The organism is Pseudomonas sp. AGC41, assembly GCF_057334555.1.
The window spans coordinates 150182-173815 of the sequence record NZ_JBHFJB010000028.1 but is presented as its reverse complement, the minus strand read 5'-3'; the positions used below and the strand labels follow the sequence as shown (position 1 = coordinate 173815).

Below are 23634 nucleotides of genomic sequence, written 5' to 3'. Positions count from 1 at the left end.
ATGCTGCTGACCACCAAATACGTGGACGGTTTGCCGCTCCACCGCTTTGAAAAAGTACTGGGCCGCCATGGCATCGATATTCCACGTCAGACCCTGGCTCGCTGGGTTATCCAATGCGGTGAGCATTTTCAGCCGTTGCTGAATTTAATGCGCGACAGCCTCTTGGCCAGTCGGGTCATCCACTGCGATGAAACGCGCGTGCAGGTGTTGAAAGAGCCTGACCGGGAGCCAAGCAGTCAGTCCTGGATGTGGGTGCAAACCGGCGGCCCGCCAGACAAACCAGTGATCCTTTTTGACTACTCCACCAGCCGCTCGCAGGAGGTTCCAACGCGCCTGCTCGATGGCTACTGCGGCTATCTCATGACCGATGATTACGCCGGTTACAACGCGCTTGGCACGCAGGACGGAGTCGAGCGTTTAGGGTGCTGGGCTCATGCACGCCGTAAGTTTGTCGAAGCGCAAAAAGTGCAACCCAAAGGCAAGACAGGCCGGGCGGATATAGCGCTGAAGCTGATCAGCAAGCTATACGGCATCGAGATCGCCTTCAAAGAGAGCAGCGATGAGGGGCGGAAAAATGGACGTCAGGATTTAAGTCTCAAGGTGATGAGTGAGCTAAAGGCCTGGATGGAAAAAACGCTCCCATACATGACCACGCAGAATGCACTGGGCAAGGCTGTGACCTATCTGGCAAACAACTGGAGCAAACTGGAACGGTACGTCGAGCAAGGCTACCTGCCCATCGACAACAATACCGCCGAGCGCGCGATCCGGCCTTTCGTCATCGGAAGGAAGAACTGGTTGTTCAGCGATACGCCCAAAGGCGCGACGGCCAGTGCTCAACTTTACAGCCTGGTCGAGACCGCCAAAGCCAACGGCCAAGAGCCTTATGCGTGGCTGCGCCACGCACTGGAGCGCCTACCACAGGCATCCTCGGTCGAAGATTACGAAGCTCTGTTGCCGTGGAACTGCAAGCCCGGATCCCACAGCTAAACGCACCGCCCACTTTTGACTAGGTGGGGTTTATGGAGCGCTTACGATGAAACGCCGCTATAAATGCTCATGCAGAGGACCAAGAAGACCCATCGTTCCTACATCTGGGATTACGCCACCAGCCCGTTTTGCGCAGCCTCGGCTGTAGGTTAGGACTTCAGCCTCAGCCGGGCCGGCGAGCATGCGCGTAACTTCCTGGGCGACTGGAAAGGCAAGCTGGTCTGCGACGACTACGGCGGCTAGCAAGGCCAGCTTCGAACTCGGCGTGACGGAGATCGGCTGCATGGCCCATGCGCAGCGCAAGTTCTTCGAACTGCATGCGACTCACAAGAGCACGCTGGCTGGGCAAGCCTTGCGTTGCATGCAGGCGCTGTACGAGATCGAGGGGAAATCAAGGATCTGGAACCGGACATACGCCGCCGAATACGGCAAGAAAAGGCGGTACCGGTGATGGATGCGTTGAATGCCTGGATGGCTGCCTATCGCGATATCGTGCATAACGGTTCGGCCATTGGCAAAACCATGGATTACGGCTTGAAACGATGGACGGAGAGTAAAATTGACTAGCCATAGTGGCCTGGCGCTGTCCCGTCGGGAGGCTCTGGGTGTCGTCATCTGCCTGGCATTTACTGCTGGACTGAAGTCGACAAATACTTCCTCTGCACTCGCCGAATCAAACATGAAACTGTTGCAGATGGAGCGTGGGGACAAAACCGTTGTAAGTTTTCCATTAAAAAAATATGGCAATCCACTCTCGGCAACCCATCACTGACTGCTACGGCCTGAGTGACCGGGGAGGTCGCGTTGTCACTACAGCCAAACTGGTTGCGCTTCGCGCAACGCGCCATGCCCGGTGCACCTAAAAAGCCAGACACTGGGGGCCTGGCAACGATGGTTTTTTCGGGCAAGATTTTAGAAAGCCTTGCTCACACCAACCATAAGCCGTGCGGAGCATGACTCCTTATCACCGATATTTGAAAAACACTCCGTTTCGGAGAGATTTGTGTCGATATAGCTTGCAGACCAATCCAAACCTACCCAGTTTTTGGTCAATTTAACCTCCCACTCATGGTACGAATTCCTAAATTTACCATCAGAAGAGAAGAATGTTGGGTCCTTGTAATCAGCGACACCGAAGCGAAGATCTAAGCCGATATCATAAGGTAACGATTTGGTGCCATAGCCTACGTAGTTATATATGAATGCTTGGTCACCATAATAGTCATCTGAATAATATGTACCAACCTTGAATCCATAGGCCGTCAGAACGCCGTATATTTCCCTTGCGTTGAGAATAGAACTCTTGGGGTAGGTGTACTGAATATAACCAAGGTCAATATTGACTTCATCGCTTATTTTCCAGTTGTACCCAGCAATAAGATCATTTTCCGTCCGAGAACCTAGACCATTGATATCAACATTGGAAGCCCAAACCCCAATATACAATCCACTCGAATGGGCAAGAATGCCAGAAGCCTGTATAGAGGGCTTTCGCTGAGTATATGAAATGCCCCTCATAGAATATTCGGAAAACACGCCAACATTGGTGATTAGTTCAAACTCGTCCGTTAAAGGAATTGCCGACACGGAATGTGCAACACACGTGATAACTCCAGCAACAGCAAACACAGTCGCTTTTTTCATACCTAGCCTCATAATTATTTTTATGGCAGAATGAATCACAATTCACACTATAATATCTTTAAAGATATTACTACGCAGCAAGTCAGCTTAGGCTCCCTACAAGAGCCCACCACGCACCCCAACATTGAAACTTCGAAAAATATCCCTTACATGCATATACCTCCTATAAAATTTATAATTATTATTCAAATGCATTTTTATCATCTCTAATTCCAGCGCCAGCCAGTAGACAAAGGAAAAAAGCCACGCTCATGAACGTTGAAGCGCTAAGAATTTAATTCCGATGTCACCAATGACCTGTTTAAGACGGGGCGCTTCGCCTTGAATGCGCGGCGCCCTGCCTGATCCCTCCATTTAACTCCTACCGACGCTGCTTTAATGCGAAGTTAGTAAGTAACTATGGACTGACCCTTACGCCGGTTTAATATTGCACTTGACACCGTATTGCTCCATCAGCGGAAAAACCCGTTGAACAACTGCTGCAAGATCTTCGACATAGTCGGGCACCACAAGCATGATGCCATCGAGGTCGCCTTCCAAGACCGTCGTAGCTAGGCGCCGAGCCAAGGTCTCATAAGAGCCCACCAGCTCTCCTGGCATCGTACAGCTCCGTTTTTCCCCACCAGTCAGCGCCTGTGAGGACACGCTGAGCTTTTCAAAGCTCTGATTCTGCCGATTACCCTCCGCAACGTCTTCTAGCGCGACCAGGTCAACGCCTGCGTTGAAATAGTCCATACGTGCCTGTGCTTCTTCGTCGGTGTTACCGGCAATGACGGTTACGCACCCGTAAGTCTTTAGGTTCGGCTTGCCGTATTCACGTGCGGTCCGCTTGCCACGCAGGGCAGTCTCAATCGAGTCTGGGTCGTCGCTGGCAACTATGAAAGCGATGTCGCAGTTTTCCGCAGCAAACCTAAAGCCCCGCTGCGACGCTCCAGCGTTCACAAGTTCCGGGATACGCGTCGGCTTGGGTTCCATATGTGCTTTCTCGGTCTGAAAGAACTCCCCCCGATGATCGGTGAGCTCTTCGGTCCATAGCTTCTTTGCCAACTGGAGCCACTCATCGCCAAAATCGTACCTGCGATCATGGTCTAGGGTGTCGTTCCACAGCCCGAGATGGGAAAGATCTAGGCGGCTGTCCCCGGTGACCACATTCAATCCAACCCGGCCTGGTCCGATCTGATCGAGAGTTGCGACCATCTTGGCGATCACGGCAGGATGATTGAAAGTCATATTAATGGTACTAAAAACCTTGATGCGGCTCGTGGCTTCTAGCAATGCTGCCGAGCAAGTCAAGGATTCCAACACATGCATCCAGTGCCGAGATGGCCCTTTACGTCCGCGCCAGATGGCGGCGCTGAGGGCGAAATCCAGCCCAAGGGCCTCGGCTTTTTGAACGATTTCCCGAACCCGTGTGTACTCTCCGGTTTCAATCGCTGGCGAGTTTACCGAAGTAATCCAGCCATGCTTTCCAGTCGGGAGAAATATCCCGGTAGCTACGGTCTTGGTCATTTCGAAAGAATCCTCCAAACAAATACTAAGGCAGCCGGATCGGCGGGGCACTTCCGATGCTGGGTAAGATGATTAAACAGGGCAAGCAATCTCCGCGCAGGTCTCAAAGCGCCGATCGTCCTCAGGCCAGCTTCCCCGGAGCAAGCAAATTAAAGTCATAGACGAGCGCGCCGGTGGCCAACCAGTTAGAGAACCGTATCTTCGCCGCGTGGATTGCGTCACGGGTTGTTAACTCTTTGAGGTGGGAGCATAGGCAATGGCATCTACCTCTAACAACATCTCTGGTATCATCAAGGCTGCAACCTGCATTCCAGTGCTTGCAGGCTTGTGATCGCCAAAAAACTCTCTTCTGACCTCCCAATACTGTTTAGTTACGTTAATGTCGGTCATTGGGGTGGCGAAATAGTTAGTTAGACGAACGACCGAACTAAGGTCGCAACCCACCCGGCTTAACACGTGCTGCATGTTCGAGAATATCTGGCGCGCCTGGGCTTTCATATCATTTCGACCTACGATCTCGCCATTCAAATCAAACGCAACCTGTCCCGTCAGGAATAAAAAATCACCACATTTAACTACCTGGCACATGGGGTAATCCTTGTCCCAATCCCAGTTAGCTCTAATGAATTCAGGTTTGCTCATAGAGGCCTCATATCATTTATTATTTTGATAACTAGGGGGCTGCTCCATCCTGCACGCCGTTAGACAACTATCCGACGCAACCCCGTTACGGCTTGGCCTTCCTTTCAGCCTTGCCATGCAAAAATGATGAATAATTTTTTTATTAAACCTCACTATACGGATATGGTACTTATTGAATATGTCCATTTTTCTTTAGTCGTTAAGACCACTTCTTCTGATTTTATTTGTGCTGGCGATCATTTGCGCTGCCATTCTGACATTCGAGGTCATAGGGCACAACGTGCTATGACGCTGGTCGGGAGGTTCGCATGGTCGAAAGTGTTGATGGAGCCGCTCATGCCGATGGCTTCTCGCCGGCCAGGCACGCAGATAGGGTCTTAGAAAAAGTTCGATCTTAGTAACTATAGTGGCTTAAATCGAAGCGTGAAACGCTACTAAATCAGCAACCTCAACTTGGATGGCCAAGCGACCGCTTCACCATGTTGGGTGGTGATCTGCTCTGTCATATCTGTGCACACCCAACCCTGAATCAATGGCGACAGCAACGGCACCCTTACCAGCGACACTAGGTGCAGACGATTTAGTCAGATTGATTAACGCAGCTTCGCTTGTGCCGCAGGCAACGCGTCAGCATCATAGCAGCGTTGCACGGCGTGGCCGGCTTGTTGATGATGCGGCCACCATGTGCGCTGAATGCGTCACGGCCTATCGACGAAACTCAGCGGCAGCGAAGAGGCTCACTTGAAACTCAGGATGCCAAGCAGCGCCACTCAGCAAATGAAGCAGCCGAAATTTCAGTACGGATGCCGACATTATTCATCAGGCCATCGATGCGACTTTTTCACAAGTTCAACGCTCCCTGCCAGAGTTGCTCAAGGCCAATATCTTCGCTCGGCTCGTCCTGCACCATCCACCCCTTGATACCAAGCAGTCTACGAATGCCATAGGCGCCCCGTATATCGCGGCTGAAGTTAATCAGTGCCGAGCTCATTCGACAGCGGTCTGCTCAATTATGACTGGACCAGTACCGCCGGTGGCCCCCTGGTTCACGCCTGCGATCAGCTTACGCTGGATCTTATTGAGCTCGACTTCTTTCGTAGCTTCATCCGTTCTCTCATGGACTTCAGCCATTATCTCTAGTCTGCTCGCAATGCTCCTGCCTGCGATACCGAGCTTAGCGATTGGGAAGAACGTCATTTGGGCCTTCGGTCATGGCCAGCTCGGTCTCACTCTCGGTGCCACCACCAGCCAACTGGTTGGTAATCTCGCTGCACAACGCACGCCTACACAGAATCTCTCTGCATTCAGTGCCCGACGCTTTGCCGTCCTCGGAGGAAACGCATGAACCGGTACGACCAGTTTTATATTAATGGCCAAGGGGTCACCGCAATCAAAGGCGGCAGTTTTGACTCCTTCGATCCGAGCGACGAAAGCCTGATCACCGCCGTCGCCTCCGGCAGCGCCGAAGACGTCGACATCGTCGTCAAGGCCGCCCGCGCAGCCTTCGACGAAGGCCCTTGGCCGCGCCTGAGCGGTGCCGAGCGTGGCGCTTACTTGCGCAAGATCGCTGATGGCATTCGTGCCCACTAAGTTGGGCTGGCGATTATAGTTGGCGGGACCAGCAGATTGACCGACATTTGCAGGCAGCCACGCGGCTCCAGCGTCACCAAGCGACGCAAGCTGTCATCGACGTCGTTGATGTATTCATTTTGTCCAACATAGTGGCGCCTGGGATACCCAGGACGCCGCCAATGATGACCTTGCCAAGCTCGCCTTCGCAGTGCACTTCCGCCAGCTGAAGAGTCTGTTTCCAACGCATGGTGCTACCTCATTTGATGTACCAGCCCCAAGGCTGCGGGGTGTCGTATCCTGGCAGTACCCTTGAGCGCCTTGTGACCGCGCGCACGTCCATCGCTTAGAGCACATGTACGTGCCTTTACCCTACCTATATCTTGGTCGCGTTGACAGCGCCGTACCGCTTACAGTTTATTCGCTATGGCATGGGTAAATGGCTATCAGAATCAGAGAAGCGCCATGAAGTTAGAGACTTCGGCTTAGACATTGGCCCAGCAAACCTCCGGCTTTCTCCGTCTCTCCGGCATGTATCATTGATATCGAGGCATTTCTTGAAAAATTTCGCTTCGCCGCTCACGCCTCTACGCGCCACCTTGTAGGCTATCATTTTCCAAACTAAACGTTAGTACTGATCTTCAGCGAACGCCATCACCGCTTTACACAGCACAGGCTCAACCGATACTTGAAGATGACGTGGCAGTGGTGCCGTCGAAGTCGCAATACCGCAGCAGCGCTGGTAGCTGGAACCTCTTCTAGCGGCGGCCAATCGCCAGTTCCCCTATCTGTATCTGTCGTAAGAGATCACAGTGTTGTAAGTCGTGCATACCTACAGACAATCATTAATCTACAACTGCTCTGAATTTCTGAATCCCCTGCGTCTGGAATAACGCTTCACGAGTGCGAGCAACCCAAGCCACTTGCAACTTTTTTGCTTTAGCGGGGTTACGTCGCTAACGTGCGAGAAACGCGAACCCTAAGGATGTCCTCCCCACGCTTTTCAATCGCCCCCATCTTTCGCGGAGTCGCCTTCAGCCACCTTGTGTGCGTTGGCCATGGAATTGGGGTTATGGATAATGCTTTTCGGCTAAAAACCACTGAAGTCAAAACGATGCCTACCGAAGCCAGTGTATCAGCGCTAAGCCACCTACACTCGCATGGCGCGCATGCGTGATTAAAAAAAGGCACGGAAACGCAACCGCTGAACTTACTCAAACTGCGCCTGAAGCGCGCATCACTAATTCAGATCAGCAGCAAGAAAACTTGTCACTGACGTAGCCTTAACTGGGAATTTTTAATCTGAAATGACTAAGCTGCAACAGATCCCGATACTCAATGCTGGGCGCATTGACGTCAGCCTCGGACCCATTTCCATCGATGATGCGAAAGTATTAAGACCATGCTGGCTGAGGACCGATTGATCATCCCCTTACCACAACTCTATGGGATGCACATCAAAATGGCGCAATTGGGCAAAGAATTACAAAGGGCTATTGGCCCGGTCGGTGCAGCCGCATTGGTGCCGGCCTCGGTCCATTTGCTACGCCGCGACGAGATCGGTATTACACGGCTTTTGGATGACATCTCCGACCATTTGATCCAGACACGCTGTACCAACAGGGCGGAATCATTGTTTACGTATAACTGGGATACTGTCTGAAACTGCAGCACGATCCCATGCGAAGCGGACGTCAACGAATCGGGATCGCTGGAATAAACAAGACGCAATTTTAGAGAACATCCACATCGGGCTTATGTCACTTCTTGTTCCGCAACAATTGGCGATCGCGTATCGCCTCGCCCAATTACGCTTGCTGGTGAAGCGCGACGCAATCAAATTTCGTCAAAAAAAAAGCGACCTGATGGGCGCAAAAGAACGCACATCCCACCAAAGGAGCGTTCACTCAGGATGCAAGAAAAATTGCCACTATATTGGTAGCTAAGCTAAATTCATGCTGTTACGACTTATCAGAACTAGTTGCTTGACGCTGATCGAACACGCTCTTATGCGTCAAACCATCGCAGCATTATTCGTTGTTCAGTAATCGTGCTCCATCATCAGCCCCAAAAAAATCATGTGGAGCAAAGACACATTAAGCCTTATTGACTCTAAGTGAGAGGCGGCAATCAACGGCGTAAATAAGAAATATCCAAATTTAACATTTTACGTCGAAACAACCGCATCAGCGATTTTTTATAATCCCTAGCACGAAAATCTGCAACCGATTGGCGCGTGCCCTACCTCGTTCAGCAGGCCTCAATCAGCCAAACAGACTCAGAAAGTACCATATAGGTTTTTTTGGGTAAAAAATGATTCAATTCTTAAAAAATTTTCTTTTTTGGCGCTAAAGCCAGAATAGTGACAAAATTTTACGATTTGGGTAGAATTAGGTTTAAATTTTGATGGAGCCAGCATGCGAGATGACAGTCTTAGATCGAAACGGTGACAACAGAGCACTTCTGAGCGCTTTGGCATTTGCTTTGGTAGACCGACCCCGTGCTTCATTACTGGACTTGGCGAGGGCGGTTGGCGTGGGTAAGACCACATTGCACCGTTTTTGTCGTACCCGTGAGGAACTGATTGATAGGCTCATGGAGCACACCGCCCAAGTGCTTGGCGAGATGGCCAGCAGCACTCAGCTGGGCTCACTTCCCCCTTTCGAAGCCCTGAAGTGGCTTAACGTTTACAGCCTTGAACACAAGGAGCTAAATGCCTTCTTGCTCTTTTATTGGCGAGAAAGTGAAGCATCGAGCGCAATTGATTCCTGCTACGTGGCCGCCATAGATTCTTTCTTCCTGCGAGGCCAGCGCGAAGGCGTTTTCCGAATTGACGTTAGCGCATCGGCGCTGACGGAAATCTGGTTCTCGTCATTAACCGGCTTGATATACGCAGAACGCCGCGGGCGCATCGCTAGAGGCGGTTTGCCTGCTTTGCTCCAAACTGTATTAGTTGAGGGGATCTGCTCTTCTAATTAAGGGTAAGTTGATCACGGCGAAATTCGTATAATTTAATCGGTGGGCTCATGACTATGAAATTCTCTATTGATCAGCTTCGTGTTTTTGCCACGGCCGCCAAGAGCGACTCGTTCGGTGCTGCTGCTTTGGATCTGGGCATCTCTCAGCCTGCGGTAAGGAAATCGATCTCACAATTAGAAACAGCACTTGGAGTCGAACTCTTCAACCGAACCAGAGATAAGATTACACTTACAGGTAACGGCATTGCGCTGCTAAGTGATACCCTTAATGTACTTGAAAAGGTAGAGCATTTTAACGCAAAACTCGATTTTATCAAAAAAGCCCATTCGTGACTCTAGATAGCTCAAGAAGTAAAGTCTATTTCGCTAAGCAGCACCTATTTAACGAAGCACCAGTCGACGTACTTCAAGCGCGAGCCGCTGACTTCACGTACACAATGCCTCAAGCTTAGTGACAGGTGAATCAAGACGGTATAATAAGCAATTCCTTTAGATCAGTAATAGATGTCATCGTGTGTATCCAGCGCATGGAAAGAGCGACGCAAGCGTCCAACGTCAGCCTAGCCTAACAAACGTCAGCATCTTGCCGATGTGAATAGTTCAGTGGCTTTTTTACACTGGGCAACGCCCGCGGTTGTGGGTACTTCGATTTCGTTGACCGATTGGCGTAACGCATCTGAACGACGAAGATATGCCTTCGCGCTCCCGTTAATGTGTTCGTTCAGGCCGTCAATCGATGCTAGATAAGTCTCCGCAATGGAACTGAGACCCTGTAAACCCGATGCGGGATTGGCACGTCTGAGTAACGCTTAAAACCGCTCGGGGATACAGTCAGATAGGGTTCAAACGGAGTTTCACTTTTTGCGCGCTCGACGCGCACGGGTAGAAAGCCGCTCTTAGCGGCACTGCTGTGGCTGAAGTGACTCTACAAATTATCGACATAACGCTCTCCCGGCATGTAATCGTTTGTTGCGACCGAGAACTGCGCTTCCACGTAGTCTTGCTCTGATCCCAGGGCAAAATTCAGCACCGCGCAGTAAAGCTCGCTCTTGCCAGTGAAGTGCGCGTATAGCGAGGTCTTCTTGATGCTTGCACTCAAGCAGTGTCGTTCAAAGAAGCGGCGTCGTAACCGCGATCGGCGAAGTGCTGCGATGCCGGTTGAACGATTCGTTCAGCTACGGGGTATGCAATGAGGAATCGTAAATCGTTTCTTCAGTTGTCGGCAAGGCTGAATGTAGCATCACGTTTCATTGGCAGGCTGATCCACGTCAATAGGCAAACCAGCAATGCGCTAAGCGCCAGCAGGCCTGTCCAGGCGATAACTCCACGCCCAAAACCAATGCGGAAATCGGCGTGGCGCTTGAAGAAATGGACAGTTGAATAGCTCCCAGAAGGGCAGCGGTCGAACCCAGCCAACGCTCCCGGGAAGACATGACGAGTGATATTAACGTGGACTCGGCGATGCCCAAGCCGAAGAGTGCCAATGCCATCCCTGTCGCAATCCCAGACAACCCTAATGACGTCGTGGTGGCCGCCACGGTTGCAATAGCGCCCGTTGCCATGCATCCAGGTCAGTCGGTTGAGCCCCAGGGTAGAAACGAGTCTGCCCGCGGCTATGGCGCCGAACAAAATGGCGAAGCCCGTCACACCAAACAAGATGCCGAAAGATGGCGCGCTCAGGTGATAGATTTTTTGGTACACCAGTGTCGCGCCGCCGATGTAGGCGAACAGAAAAAAGAATACAGCAGCCACGCACAGCGCGGGCAGCAGAAAACGACGATCCTTGCCAATTGCCACGTAAGTCCTGCATGCGTCGAAGAGGTGCAACGGTTCACGCTTCTGCAGAGCAAGTGTTTCCGTTAGGTTCAACCAGCTGTTGCAAAGCACTGCAATGCCGAAGACGGCGAGTGTGAGCATCACTGCGCGCCAGCCGAAATGCGTTTCGATGAAGCCGCCCAACGCTGGGCAAGGATCGGCGCGACGCTTCAATGGTCATCAGCAATGCGAACAACTTAGTCGCCATGGCGCCACGGCTGACATCTCGGACCATGCTCATGATCACGACCAGTGTCAGCGCAGAGCCGAGCCTTTGTATGAAGCGAAAGCCGATAAGTGTCTGCAGTGGGAGGGCCCAGGCCGAAGCAAGTGAGCAAAGGATAAAGAGCATCAGGCCGATCAGAAGGGCGCGTCAGCGGCCGTAGGCATCGACGAAGGGCCCGAACATCAACTGTCCGATGCCCATCGCCAGCAGGAAAAACGTAGGGGTGAGCTGGACGCTGGCGAAGCTGCTGTCAAAGTTCCGAGCAATTTCGGGAAGGCTTGAAAGGTACATGTCGACCGCAGAGGGACCAAGGGCTCCAATTACACCCAAGCTAATAGCTAATTTAATCGGAACCCTCTCCGACTTAAAGTTGTTCATTTATTTATCTCCTGTCGATCCTGCCTGTCGAACGGTAGGTGTATGGTTTATAGAAAATTGCTTTGCTTTTGTTTAAGATTAAACCAACCTCTGAAGTAGGTGAATCGAGATTCCCAATCTGGACTAAGCCTTTAGATCGAGCAGATGAGCGCAATAATTATGCCCCTTGTAAAAATGTTGAACAGGAAGGAAACATTGCTCGCAGGTCATATCACTTTAAAGGCTAGAGCTGTTCCAATTTATTTGGTGAACTAGACGACAGATCCCAGAATTCTGGCTGGATACGTAAAAAAAAGCTCCGTGACATAACGTCTACGGAGCTAAAGTTCGATTGGATGCGCCAACCGAAACCGATGTCATCCAGCCCACTTATGCCGAATTCGTAGCAAGCCCTCAGACTGCGGGACGGTCTCGACGTCGCAAGGTAGCAGCATGACGCAATTATTTATGGGGTCTAGGAACTAACGCGTTCGGACGCTGGTAAGCGGTTCATCAGATATGATCGGGTTATGCCCTCTCATACCTGTTGAAATGCTTTGAAAGATAGCTCTCTATTATAATAGCGACTGCGAGCATTGGATTGGCAATCCTCAAACCCTAGCAAATTTCAGTCATATCAAGGTGCCTTTCATCCCGCCGTAGGTGTATTTCGCTGCCAGCCTCCCCCCAGGGATCGGAAAAGATTGACCAATGCGATCTGTCGCTCTGTACTGATCTGAATTAGCGTTGATTGGTTATTGAAGGTATTGCGCTGCACATCGAGAAAGCGCAAGTAATCATCCAGGCCACCTTCGTAGCGCGCTTTAGCCAAAGCCATGGCGGCGTCGCTAGACCTCGCCAATGCATCCCGAGCAGCTTCTTCGCGACGTAAAGTGTCAGCGGCGGCTAAAGCATCGGCGACTTCGCGGAAGGCGATTTGAATCGTGCCCTCGTAATCGGCGACGGCAGCGTCCTGACGCGCTTTAGCGAGATCCAAATTCGCACTGTTACGCCCGTGGTTAAAGATAGGCAAAGAAAGCGCGGGAGCAAAACTCCAGGCTCTAGAACCGCCACCAAAAAGATCGGAAAGCTCGGCGCTGGAACTGCCCACCGAACCAGTCAATGAAATGCGTGGGAAGAACGCCGCGCGAGCTGCACCGATGTCTGCATTGCGCGCTTTGAGTCGGTGTTCGCTGGCGAGAATATCAGGGCGCCGCTCAATTAGCGTCGATGTAGTACCAGGTGCGATGTCCTGTATCACCAACATATTGTCACGCGGTTGATCAGGAAGAAGCTGAGCGGCATAAGGGGTGCCGAGCAGCAACACCAAAGCGTTCTCCGCCTGGGCCCTTTGACGATCCGTGCTCTCCCGTTCGGCTTTGGCCTGCTCTGCGAGGCCTATCGCCTCTTGATAATCCAGAGCAGTCGCAGTACCTGACTGGCGACGTTTACTGACCAAATCGAGGGAGGCCAGGCGGCTTTCCAAGGTCTGATTAATCAATGCCAGGCGGCGTAGGGCACCATCTCGCGTTAGATAGGCCTGGATCACTTCAGCAACAAGGCTTATCTGAGCAGCTCGGGATGCCTCTTCGGTAGCCAAGTAGCTTTCTAAAGCTGCCTCAGACAGACTGCGCACACGGCCAAACAGATCGACTTCATATTCAGCCAGGCCAATTCCGACCTGATAACTACTGGTGACCCCTGAGCGCCCGGTTTGTGACAAGTCCCCAGGCAAGCGTTGACGGTTGCCGCTAACATTGCCATCGATAGAAGGCAGACGATCTGAGCGCTGTATACGGTATTGAGCACGCGCCGCTTCTATATCGGTTAGCGCTTGGCGCAAGCTGCGGTTGTTGTGCAGCGCAGTGTTCACGGCCTGACGCAAATCGGCATCGACTATAAAGCTTTGCCAATCCAGTAAGTCTGCACGAGTGCCAATAGTTCCTGATTGCTTCCATTGCGCAGTTACAGGGAGTTGTGGTCGCTTGTAATCAGGAACCAGGGAGCAGCCGCCCATGGTCATCGCCAGAGCCAGAAACGTCGGGCGAAGCATTTGGGTACTGTTCATGCTCATTGCTCACTGTTGAGTTGTTGGTCAGCGTTCTTATCGCTCGGGGTGCTACGCAACAGTGTCAATGTCCAAGTGAAGAATATGGGCACGAATATTACCCCTAGCACGGTTGCGCTGATCATTCCGCCAAGCACACCTGTCCCAAGAGCCCTTTGGCTTGCCGCTCCAGCCCCAGTAGCAATAACCAGCGGAACTACCCCCAGCATGAAAGCCATGGAGGTCATGATGATTGGACGAAATCGCAAGCGTGCCGCCTCAATCGCCGCATCACGCAGTGAATAGCCCTGTTCCCACAGATCCTTCGCGAACTCGACGATGAGGATGGCGTTCTTGGCCGCCAGGCCAATTACCGTAATCAAGCCGACCTTAAAGTAGACGTCGTTGGCCAAGTCCACGCTGGTCATGGCAAGGACTGCGCCAAGCGCTCCGACGGGCACGATTAACATCACAGTAAATGGAATAGCCCAGCTCTCATATAGGGCCACCAACAGCAGGAACACTACTACAATGGCGAAAGCGAATAGCATTAGCGCTTGGCCACTGGCTACTTTTTCTTGGAAGGACAAACCTGTCCACTCGTAGCCAATCCCTTGGGGCAGTTCACTAGCAAGGCGCTCCAGTTCTGCCATGGCTTCACCAGTACTTATACCTGGTGCTGCATCACCCGTAATGCGTATCGATGGGTAGCCGTTGTAGCGTGCAATTTGCACCGGGCCCTCCTCCCATTTAGTAGTAACAAAAGCGCTCATGGGGACTAGGGCTCCTCTTTCATTAGGCACATACAGCTTGAGGACGCTTTCCGGCGTCATCCGCGTGTCTTGCTCAGCCTGAACCACCACGCGCTGCTGTCTGCCAGCGTTAGAGAAGTCGTTGATCACTGACGAGCCAAAAGCAGCTGAAAGCGTACTGCTAATCGACTCGAAACGAACACCTTGAGCACGCGCCTGCTCGCGGTCGACCACTAGACGAAGTTGGGGAGCTTCCGCCAGTCCTTCCATCATGGCGTACAGGAACCTCGGGTTACCATTGACCTTCCCTAATAACTCGTCTCGGGCCGCCAGCAATGCATCCCGCCCCAAGCCGGCGCGGTCTTGCAGGCGCAAGGCAAAGCCGCCAGAATTTCCCAGACCTTCGATTGGAGGCGGAGGCACAGCCATGATGGTGCCGTCGTCAAGGTTAACGAAGTGCTCATTGATCGCAGCTGTTTCGGCCCCTGCCGACTGTTCCGCGGTTCTTTCTGACCAATCCTTAAGTACGGGGAAAGCCAGGGCAGCATTTTCACCCATGCCGGAAAAGCTGAAGCCCAACACGAAGAGATAATCTCCCATCGCTTCGCGAGACTTGAGGAATTGTTCGAGCAACTCGCCGGTTTCAGACGTTCTCTCGCGAGTCGCACCTGCCGGAAGCTGGATGTCGACGATCATATAACCCTGATCTTCGACGGGCACGAACGATTCAGGGAGGCGCAGATAGAAAAAACCCATCAGTACCACGATGCCTAGGTAGATCAGCATGTAGCGCCCAGCTTGTGGTACCAACTTGCTGTTGAGCATGGTATAGCGATCGGTGAGGCGGCCAAACAGACGATTGAAACCACCGAAAAAACCCCGCTTCTCATGATGGCCATCAGGGATCGGTTTGAGCAAAGTCGCGCACAGAGCTGGAGTAAAAGTCAGCGCTAAAAAACCAGAGAACAAAATCGAGACTGCGAGCGACAGAGAGAACTGCTGGTAAATCACCCCTACCGAGCCGGCCATGAAAGCAAGCGGTAAGAACACCGCAGACAATACCAAAGTGATGCCGATGATCGCTCCGGAAACCTGGCCCATCGCTTTAATAGTCGCCTGCACAGGCGGCAGTTTCTCATCCGCCATGATCCGTTCGACGTTTTCTACTACCACAATGGCATCGTCCACTAGGATGCCGATGGCCAAAACCATGCCGAACATGGTCATCATGTTCACTGAGAAACCTAGCAGATACATAAACGTGAGCGTACCGAGGAGGCACACCGGTACGACGATAGCCGGAATCAGGGTGTAGCGAACGTTCTGCAGGAACAGGAACATCACCAAGAATACTAGTACCATGGCCTCGCCCAAAGTGGCGAGAACTTTGCCAATGGCTACGCCAACGAACCGCGAGGTATCGTAGGGTACGGAAACTTCGATGTTGTCAGGAAAGTTAGCCGAGAGCTCTTGCAGCCGTTTCTTTACCGCTTCGGCAGTCTGGATCGCATTAGCACCCGGCGAAAGCTGAACAGCTGCGGCCACGGCTGGTTTGCCATTCTGACGCGCGCCAAAGTTATAACTCTGACTGCCAACCTCCAGACGCGCAACATCACCGAGCAAGACGCTGGAACCGTTCTGATTAGCGCGAAGAACGATACGCGCGAATTCTTCCGGTGAATCAAGAGTGCCTTTGACTGCCAGCGTTGCAGTCAATTCCTGATCGCTTGTACCTGGAGCGCTGCCGAAGGCACCGGCAGGAACCTGAACATTCTGCCCTCGTATTGCATTGTTCACGTCGTCAATCGACAGGTCGTAGCCCACCAACTTCTGCGGATCAACCCATACTCGCATGGCTGCTTCAGAGTCGAAGAACTGCAACTTACCAACACCCGGCAGTCGCCGGATTTCGGGGTTGATATTGCGCACCATGAAATCGGCCATAGCCGTAGTGTTCGTGTCGTTTATACCCTCTTTATAACGCAGCGTGTAGATCAACAGGAAACCGGCCGAAGCTTGCTCTGTCTGAATACCAAGGGTAAGCACGGCTTGAGGCATGCGGGCCTCGGCCTTTTTCAGGCGGTTCTGTACGTCTACTTGCGCCAATTCTGGATCAGTACCTGGTTTAAAGGTGACAGTGATCTCGGCGATGCCGTTTGAATTGCTGCTAGACTCAAAGTACAGCAGGTTTTTCGCGCCATTAAGCTCTTCTTCGATGACGGAGGTTACAGAGTCAGTCAGAACCTGTGCGGAAGCACCTGGATACGTCGCCGTTACAGTAATTTGTGGAGGTGCCACGCTTGGATATTGGGCGACTGGCAGGAACGGGATAGCCAACAAACCAGCCATCGTAATGAATAGTGCGACCACCCAGGCAAAGTTAGGACGTCTGATAAAAAACAAGGACATTAGTGTTTCTCCGGCTTAATGCGCCAGGGGCTGGGTGGCTGGGCTATCTGGTGCTTGCGCACCCTTTTGACGTGGCGTAACTGTATCGCCGGGTTTAATGGCTGCGAGCGAGCTGACGATTACCACGTCCCCTGGTGTTAGCCCTTCGGTAATTTGCCAGCGTCCATTCTGCATGGCGCCAGTGGAGACGGAACGTGCCTCCACGGCATTATCGTTATTCAGCAACATCACGCTCGCCCGGCCATCTGAAGAACGTTGTACAGCGCGCTGGGGAACTAAAATGGAATCGCTAGCCCCCTGTGGAGCCAAAACGCGGGCATACATCCCAGGCAACAACACCCCTTGGGGATTTTCAAACTTCCCTCGCAGAGCTATCTGACCGGTGCTTCGATCGACCGCGACATCAGTAAAGAGCAAAGTCCCATGGCTTTGGATGGTGGTGCCATCAACATTCAACGTCAGCGATTTTCCATCCTTGCCCGAGACTCGCCCGTCAGTCAAAGCAGCGCGCAGACGCAGGGCATCTGCTGCCGCCTGCGTAAAGTCCACATAAATCGGATCAAGCTGTTGAATACGTGCAAGCAAGGTGGTTTCGTTCTGCCCTACCAAGGCTCCTTCCGTAACCTGTGCCCGACCGATACGTCCATCGATCGGAGCTTTGACCGTGGAATAACCAAGGTTCAAACGAGCGGTTTCGACATCAGCCTGAGCAGACCGCTTGAGGGCTTTAGCACTCTGTGAGGAGGCTTTGGCAGCATCAAAGTCCTGCTGACTGACCGCATCGATCTTCACCAGCGGCTCATAACGTCGCAATGTGGCTTCTGCTTGAAAAACCTGAGCTTGAGCCTGCGCCAATTGACCCTCAGCACGAGATAACGCAGCCTTAAACGGCGCCGGATCAATCTGAAACAAAACGTCTCCGACCCTAACGTCCGCGCCTTCCTCGAACTTACGGCTAAGCACGATACCCGCTACTCGCGCGCGTACCTCTGCCACCCGTACCGGCTCAATGCGCCCCGGCAGCTCTGCGATCACTGTGAAAGGTTCGGCCTTCACAGTAAGGACATCCACTTCGCGTAGAGGCGCCTCCGCGACTGGTTCGTCCTGCGGGCCACAACCAGCCAATGCAATGGATATCAGGAGGGCGACTGCGGATGAAGCAATCCGCTCTCTAAGCTTGGTCATAACTCACCGGGGCACATGGCCTTTATCAAGGGGCGCGCATGATGCAATAGTTATTCATATGAGTCAATATTGACTCATACGACCCTAGTATGCGCCGACCCAAAGCATCCTTTGATAAGGTCGCGGGTTTTATTGCAAAATGCGCGTACGTATATTGGAAAATGGGTGACTGATGGATTTCACAGCTGCGGACGAGAAGCTATTGAAAGCGTTAGCAGTAGCGTTGGTCGACCACCCTCGCGCTAATTTTAAAGAGATTGCGCAGGCGGCCGGGATCAGCAAAGCAACGCTCAACAGATTCTGCGGCACACGCGAAAATCTTATCGAAATGCTTTTGAACTACGGTTCGGTCGTTGTAAAACGAATCATTTCTGATGCCGAACTTGCCAACACCCCACCGCTGGAGGCTTGGCATCGCTTAATCGAGGGCCACTTAACGCATCGAGAGTTGCTCGTATTTCTCACATTCCAGTTTAAGCCGGATACACTCGATATGAATGCCGGCGCAAATCGCTGGTCATATTATGCAGAGACTTTGGATGCGTTTTTTTTGCGTGGACAAAAGTTGGGGGTATTCCGCATCGATATAGCAGCGGCAGCTTTCACTGAAATTTTTGCTTCGCTGGTCTTTGGTCTGGTAGAGGCGGAGCGCCGTGGCCGAGTAGCTCGGTCAGGCATGGCTACGCTTATCGAGCATTTTTTTTTGGAGGGAGCGTCAAATCAGCCAGTCTCGTAAGCAGCACATATAGCTCAATGCACCCTGGAAGGTATTGATTATGGCCAACAGGATAGCGCAAAGGATGATCATGGCAAAACTCACCGTGCAGCCATAGCGATGCCTTGAATTACACGACTTACCGGGAGAGCGAAACGGTGGTAAGGCAAACACGCCGACAAACACCAGTTACATTTTCACGCATGCATACGTGCAAGGGTCTCTTCGCTACGCCCGGTCAGGTGCATGTATTGCATCGTGATGTCATCGAACGGGAAAAAACACCACAGTCGCGCAATATTCCGGAGCCATGTTCGACAATGTCCCACGAGCCGCCAACAGAGTTTCGACAATCCTGGTCCGCGGAATTAGACGAACTTCCTCACCACTCCTTTGGTCCGCAGCATGTGAGTGATGCGCAATGCCAAGTCGGTGGCGGTCACTCCTGGCCGCAACTCATTGCTTAAACGGGTACCGATAACGTCGGGGAAAATAAATCGGCACCGGCTCACCGAGCATCGCTGCCTGACCCTCCAGGCCGCCACGCCCCAACCGAGCACGCCAATCGCATTGATCATCGGCGTATGGCTGTCGGTGGCGACTATATCATGGGCAATGGCGATATCAGAGAACGAACGGGTTTATCCAAGACCACCACCAGTCGGTTGACCCAGACGCTGATCCATAGCGGCATGCTGGTGTACGACGGCCAGCGCGGTGCCTATCACCTCGCGCCCGCCACGCTTTGCTTCGCCAATGCCATGTACAACAGCAGCCCGCTGGTGCAGCGTGCTGCGCCGCTGATGCGCGAAGCGGCGCATGCACTGAAGGTGAATGTCGGCCTGGCAGCGGCCGACCGTGATGAAATGGCCTACCTTGAGTCGATACGCTTGAGTCGTAAGAACACACCGCGCACCGTACAAACCGGGCAGCGAATCCCCATGGAATTCGCCTGCCTGGGTCGCGCCTACCTGGCGACAATAGGCACGCAAGAACGATAGGCGCTGATGGAGCACTTCAAGTCCCGAAGCTGCGATGCGCGGTGGAAGATTTGGAAACGGAGATTGCGCACGCCTGCGAGAGCATGCGACTGAGAGGCTACTGCGCTGCGTCCTGGCAGGCAGAAGTGGTAGCCATTTCGACCCCGCTCGGCATGCGCAATTACCAGGACCACATATTGAATATCAGCGCATCCCCCCTCTGTCGAGCGAGGCAGTCGTAGCGCAATACGCCAAGCCGCTGCTGGCGCTGGCGGACGGGATCCGCGCCGATGTCGACGTACTCTGAGGCTCAGCCGGATCGGCCTGCCTGGGCAACGTGATTAACCAGGTTTCAATGAATCGAAAGACCTCAGGATGCAATAAGCCTTCAAGACTGAAACGGCGTGCAGGTCTTATCCGACGCAACGGCGGCTCCGCCCCGCCGGTGCCGAGAGAACCCATAAGCCACCAGGCAACCCAGGCCGCAACACCCCACGACCAGGCACATGGGCCACGCCGTGCCGTCGGCCAGGTGGCTGACCCACAGGCTGGCCAGCGCGGCGGTAGCAAATTGCACCGAGATGCCCAGCGCAACGCTCGCCCCGGCCTGACGTGGAAACAGCGCCATCAGGCTGGCGGTGCAATTGGCCCCGAGCAAGCCGGTAACGCCCATGTAAATCACCAGGCAACACACGATGCTCGTCAGTCCGCCCCACTCGGTCACCCCCACGCCGATCAGCGCCGCGCCTGCCCCTGCCGCCAGCAGCGCGCCTACGCCCAACATGCGTTGCGGCCCGTAGCGGCCCACCCAGCGCGCATTGATGAACGTCACCAGAATGATGCCGAGGATGTTCAGGGCGAATAATCCACTGTAGAGCCGCGGCGACACGTCAAAGTACACAACGTACACAAAAGGCGAAGCGGTGATAAAAGCAAATACGCCGCCGAACGCCATCGACATGCACAAGATCAGTGCCACCGCCCTGGGCTCTCGGACAATGGCCAGATAGGCCGCGAAAGACGCCCTCACCGACGTACCCCGCTGATGCACCGGCAGGCTTTCCTTCAAGCCCAGCGCCACCATCAACAGGCACAGGCTGGAGAGGATAAACAACGTGGCGAAGATCGTACGCCAGCCCTGGATCAGCACCAGCCAGGTGCCGACCATCGGCGCGAGCAACGTCGCCATCATGGTCAGCACATGCATCCACGACAGTACCTTGGCTGCCTGCGCCAAGCCCACCAGATCCCTGGCGACGGTCCGGGCCAGCACCACGGCACCCGCTCCGCCTAACGCCTGAACAAAGCGCCAGGCGATCAGTTGCTCGACGCTGCCGGCAAACAGACAACCCAGGGTCGCCACTACGTACAGGGTGAGAGCGCCCAGCAACAGCGGACGCCGACCATAACGGTCGGACAGCGGGCCATAGACCAACATGCCCAGGCACAGCCCGCAGAGAAAGGCGCTGATGGTGAGTTGTACCTGCGCGGCGCTGGTCGACAGGTCTTCGGCGATTTGCGGGAGACTGGGCAAGTAGGTGTCGATTGAGAACGGCACGAACGCCGTCAGCGATGACAGCAATACAATCAGCCGCGCCTGGGCATTCATCGGCCCGGCGTCGCGAGGCTCTCAAGAAACTCGGTGACCAGCCGGTTGAAGACCTCGCCCTGGTCGTCATGTACATAATGGCTGGCATCCGCCACTTCGGCGGTGCGCACCTGCGCATTGCACTCGCGCATCGCTTGCAGCGTCGGCGCCGGCAGAAAATCCGAGCGAGCGCCGCGGATAAACAGGGTCGGACAATCCAGGGCCCGCACCGCCGGCCACAAGTCAGTCGGTTCGATGCTCAGGCGCGCCTCGGCGATGCCTTGCTGATCGTGGCGCCAACGGATCGTGCCCTCGCTCTCTTTCATCGAATGCGCCAGGCGTGAGGCCAGGCCCTGCTCCGACAGGCCCGGGCGTGCCGCCTGCCAGAAAGCGCGGGCGGCTTGCCAGTCGTCGAACCGCATTGGGGTCTGGTTCATCTCGCGGCGGATGCGCGCCGCACCGTCGCCCTGGCTCGAAGACCCGGGCCCGATGTCTTCGATGATCAGGCCAATCAAGCGTCCCGGTGTTTGCCGTGCGTATTCGAGGGCATTGGCGCCGCCCAGTGAATGCCCCAGCAACACGAAGCGCTGTAAGCCGGCATGGTCGACGAAATCCTGCAGGTCCTCCACGTACGATTGCGTGTGATAGCTCGCGGCCGGGGCCCAGTCACTCAGCCCGCGACCGCGCTGGTCGAGGGCGTAGATGCAATACCCCCCCCCCAACGCCTCGACCAGCGACTCCCAGGTCTGCGCATAAGCACGCAAACCATGCAGCAGCACCAGGGGCACGCCGCTCGGGTCGCCCCAGCGTAGAAAATGCAAACGCAAGCCGGCGCGATTGGTGAAAAAGCGGCTGTCTGGGGACATGATTTTGCTCCGTGAATGCAGGGCCTGGGTCGACTTAGAAACGATCGAATCGATAAGGGCTTGGATCGATGATGGGCGCGTGCCCGCTGACAATATCCGCCGCCAGGTGACCCGCCGCCGGTGAAGTACCAAAGCCGTGCCCGGAAAAACCGGTGGCCACGGTCAGACCGGGAATTTGCGCGACCGGGCCTATTACCGGGTTGGAATCCGGGGTCACATCGATAGTGCCTGCCCAGGCTTGGGCGATCCGGGCTTGCTCGAATACTGGCCAGGCCGCCTTGAGGTTATTCATAGCATCATTGTTAAGCCGCGGGTTGGCGGCGGGGTCTTGCATGCGTACACGCTCGAACGGGCTGATGCTGTCGGCCGACCAACGCCGGGACAGCGCCAGGTCGTTGAAAAAATACTTGCCCAGCGACACGTTCAATACGCTGCGCTGCGCACGAAATTGCGGCATGTATTGCTTGGCAAGCAACAGGTGATCGAGGGTCAGGAAGGCGTCCAGCTTGCCACGCTGGGTAATGATGAAGCCGCCGTCCTTGTGCTTGCGAAACGAAAAGTCCGGCGCGCCCACGGCAACTTCAGTGGGGCCTTGCATCGGATGGGTACGCAACACCGAACAGGTCAAGGCCAGCGTCGGCAAGGACACCCCGAGGTTGCCCAAAAAGCGCCGCGACCACATGCCGCCGGCGAGCAATACCTGATCGCAGCGGATCTCGCCTTTCTCAGTGACCACGCCACTGACCCTGCCGGCAGACATCTGCAGCGTACGCACCGCACATTGCTCGATGATCACCACGCCCAGGGCCATCGCCGCCTTGGCAATCGCACTGCTGGCCAGCGTCGGCTCCGCACGCGCGTCGGACGGCGTGTAGATCCCACCGGCCCAATTGCCCTCGCCGCCCGGCACCAACTGCTCGATCTCGCGCTTGCTCAGCAATCGAGAATCAAGGGAAAGATGCTCGACCGATTTGAGCCAGCCTTCATGCATGGCCATCTGCGTGTCGTTGCGGGCGACAAACATGATGCCTTCTTGCCGGTAGCCCACATCCGCGCCCACCCGCTCAGGCATTTGTGCCCACAAGCGGTCTGCGGCCAGGGCCAGCGGAATATCGTGGGCGTGGCGGCTGGTCTTGCGCACCCAACCGAGGTTGCGCGAGGACTGTTCGCCGGCGATACGGCCTTTTTCCAGCACCACCACCGGGATGTTGCGTTCGGCCAGGGTCAGCGCGGCCGTCAGGCCGATGATCCCGCCGCCAATAATGACAACGGACGTGGCGGTGGGAAATTCGGTGGACGTATTCACGGGCGCAATAGTCGGGGCCATGATCAAGACTCGCAAAACAATAAAGGTCGGCCGTG

The 23634-nt window shown here is 54.2% G+C and carries 21 protein-coding genes and 1 pseudogene; 9 read left to right on the top strand and 13 right to left on the bottom strand.

Features of this window, described 5'->3' with window-relative positions:
* The 3 genes and pseudogenes from tnpC to ACE04F_RS05530 form a co-directional block, all read left to right on the top strand.
* A partial coding sequence (gene tnpC / locus ACE04F_RS05540; RefSeq protein ID WP_486105342.1) for an IS66 family transposase occupies positions 1–990 on the top strand: 990 nt, incomplete at its 5' end.
* Between the two features lie 45 nt (positions 991–1035).
* Positions 1036–1536, top strand: a pseudogene (locus tag ACE04F_RS05535) (IS66 family transposase); the annotation flags it as partial.
* A 13-nt stretch (positions 1537–1549) separates the two neighbouring features.
* Positions 1550–1762, top strand: a complete 213-nt coding sequence (locus tag ACE04F_RS05530; RefSeq protein WP_434694841.1) for a hypothetical protein — start codon at positions 1550–1552, stop codon at positions 1760–1762.
* Positions 1763–1902: 140 nt separating this feature from the next.
* On the opposite strand, the gene ACE04F_RS05525 is transcribed toward ACE04F_RS05530, so the two are convergent.
* From ACE04F_RS05525 to ACE04F_RS05515, 3 genes are all read right to left on the bottom strand, one after another.
* Positions 1903–2634, bottom strand: coding sequence for a TorF family putative porin (locus ACE04F_RS05525; RefSeq protein ID WP_434694842.1), 732 nt, complete (start codon positions 2632–2634; stop codon positions 1903–1905).
* Positions 2635–3045: 411 nt separating this feature from the next.
* Entirely contained in the window at positions 3046–4143 is a 1098-nt protein-coding gene (locus tag ACE04F_RS05520; protein WP_434694843.1) for an LLM class flavin-dependent oxidoreductase, read from the bottom strand.
* A 228-nt stretch (positions 4144–4371) separates the two neighbouring features.
* Positions 4372–4785 carry a RidA family protein gene (locus ACE04F_RS05515; RefSeq protein WP_434694844.1) on the bottom strand — a complete coding sequence of 138 codons (414 nt, stop codon included), beginning with the start codon at positions 4783–4785 and terminating at the stop codon, positions 4372–4374.
* Positions 4786–6126: 1341 nt separating this feature from the next.
* Here ACE04F_RS05515 and ACE04F_RS05510 point away from each other — a divergent pair.
* The 4 genes from ACE04F_RS05510 to ACE04F_RS05495 all read left to right on the top strand — a co-directional run bounded on the left by ACE04F_RS05510 (position 6127) and on the right by ACE04F_RS05495 (position 9665).
* The gene (locus ACE04F_RS05510; RefSeq protein WP_486105341.1) at positions 6127–6375 is read left to right on the top strand and encodes an aldehyde dehydrogenase family protein; all 249 of its coding nucleotides are present in this window, start codon (positions 6127–6129) and stop codon (positions 6373–6375) included.
* Positions 6376–7756: 1381 nt separating this feature from the next.
* On the top strand, positions 7757–8017 hold the full coding sequence (locus tag ACE04F_RS05505; protein ID WP_434694847.1) for a type 2 periplasmic-binding domain-containing protein: 261 nt from the start codon (positions 7757–7759) through the stop codon (positions 8015–8017).
* Positions 8018–8889: 872 nt separating this feature from the next.
* On the top strand, positions 8890–9333 hold the full coding sequence (locus ACE04F_RS05500; protein ID WP_486105340.1) for a transcriptional regulator: 444 nt from the start codon (positions 8890–8892) through the stop codon (positions 9331–9333).
* A 47-nt stretch (positions 9334–9380) separates the two neighbouring features.
* Entirely contained in the window at positions 9381–9665 is a 285-nt protein-coding gene (locus ACE04F_RS05495) for a LysR family transcriptional regulator (RefSeq protein ID WP_434694849.1), read from the top strand.
* Positions 9666–10257: 592 nt separating this feature from the next.
* Here the strand turns inward: ACE04F_RS05495 and ACE04F_RS05490 are convergent.
* The 6 genes from ACE04F_RS05490 to ACE04F_RS05465 form a co-directional block, all read right to left on the bottom strand.
* Positions 10258–10431 (bottom strand): hypothetical protein, encoded by a 174-nt coding sequence (locus ACE04F_RS05490; protein ID WP_434694850.1) that lies wholly within the window; start codon positions 10429–10431, stop codon positions 10258–10260.
* Between the two features lie 113 nt (positions 10432–10544).
* Positions 10545–11321, bottom strand: coding sequence for an MFS transporter (locus ACE04F_RS05485; protein ID WP_486105339.1), 777 nt, complete (start codon positions 11319–11321; stop codon positions 10545–10547).
* Between the two features lie 199 nt (positions 11322–11520).
* Entirely contained in the window at positions 11521–11751 is a 231-nt protein-coding gene (locus ACE04F_RS05480; RefSeq protein ID WP_486105338.1) for a hypothetical protein, read from the bottom strand.
* Between the two features lie 628 nt (positions 11752–12379).
* Positions 12380–13798, bottom strand: a complete 1419-nt coding sequence (locus ACE04F_RS05475) for an efflux transporter outer membrane subunit (protein ID WP_434694855.1) — start codon at positions 13796–13798, stop codon at positions 12380–12382.
* Between the two features lie 2 nt (positions 13799–13800).
* Positions 13801–16938 carry a multidrug efflux RND transporter permease subunit gene (locus ACE04F_RS05470; RefSeq protein ID WP_486105337.1) on the bottom strand — a complete coding sequence of 1046 codons (3138 nt, stop codon included), beginning with the start codon at positions 16936–16938 and terminating at the stop codon, positions 13801–13803.
* A gap of 15 nt (positions 16939–16953) precedes the next feature.
* Positions 16954–18123 carry an efflux RND transporter periplasmic adaptor subunit gene (locus ACE04F_RS05465; RefSeq protein ID WP_434694858.1) on the bottom strand — a complete coding sequence of 390 codons (1170 nt, stop codon included), beginning with the start codon at positions 18121–18123 and terminating at the stop codon, positions 16954–16956.
* A gap of 172 nt (positions 18124–18295) precedes the next feature.
* Here ACE04F_RS05465 and ACE04F_RS05460 point away from each other — a divergent pair, with 172 nt between their 5' ends.
* Positions 18296–18859, top strand: coding sequence for a transcriptional regulator (locus ACE04F_RS05460; protein ID WP_486105336.1), 564 nt, complete (start codon positions 18296–18298; stop codon positions 18857–18859).
* 347 nt (positions 18860–19206) lie between these two features.
* On the opposite strand, the gene ACE04F_RS05455 is transcribed toward ACE04F_RS05460, so the two are convergent.
* Positions 19207–19416 (bottom strand): aconitase family protein, encoded by a 210-nt coding sequence (locus ACE04F_RS05455; RefSeq protein WP_486105335.1) that lies wholly within the window; start codon positions 19414–19416, stop codon positions 19207–19209.
* 6 nt (positions 19417–19422) lie between these two features.
* Here ACE04F_RS05455 and ACE04F_RS05450 point away from each other — a divergent pair, with 6 nt between their 5' ends.
* Complete coding sequence (locus ACE04F_RS05450) at positions 19423–19839, top strand: helix-turn-helix domain-containing protein (protein ID WP_486105334.1); 417 nt, start codon at positions 19423–19425, stop codon at positions 19837–19839.
* 367 nt (positions 19840–20206) lie between these two features.
* Here the strand turns inward: ACE04F_RS05450 and ACE04F_RS05445 are convergent, their stop codons facing one another.
* From ACE04F_RS05445 to ACE04F_RS05435, 3 genes are read right to left on the bottom strand one after another with little or no spacing between them, the layout of a single operon-like run.
* Entirely contained in the window at positions 20207–21427 is a 1221-nt protein-coding gene (locus ACE04F_RS05445; protein WP_486105333.1) for a multidrug effflux MFS transporter, read from the bottom strand.
* The gene (locus tag ACE04F_RS05440) at positions 21424–22272 is read right to left on the bottom strand and encodes an alpha/beta fold hydrolase (RefSeq protein ID WP_434694864.1); all 849 of its coding nucleotides are present in this window, start codon (positions 22270–22272) and stop codon (positions 21424–21426) included. Before ACE04F_RS05440 ends, ACE04F_RS05445 begins: the two co-directional genes overlap by 4 nt.
* Before the next feature lie 34 nt (positions 22273–22306).
* Complete coding sequence (locus ACE04F_RS05435; RefSeq protein ID WP_486105345.1) at positions 22307–23599, bottom strand: NAD(P)/FAD-dependent oxidoreductase; 1293 nt, start codon at positions 23597–23599, stop codon at positions 22307–22309.
* Positions 23600–23634 lie beyond the last annotated feature (35 nt).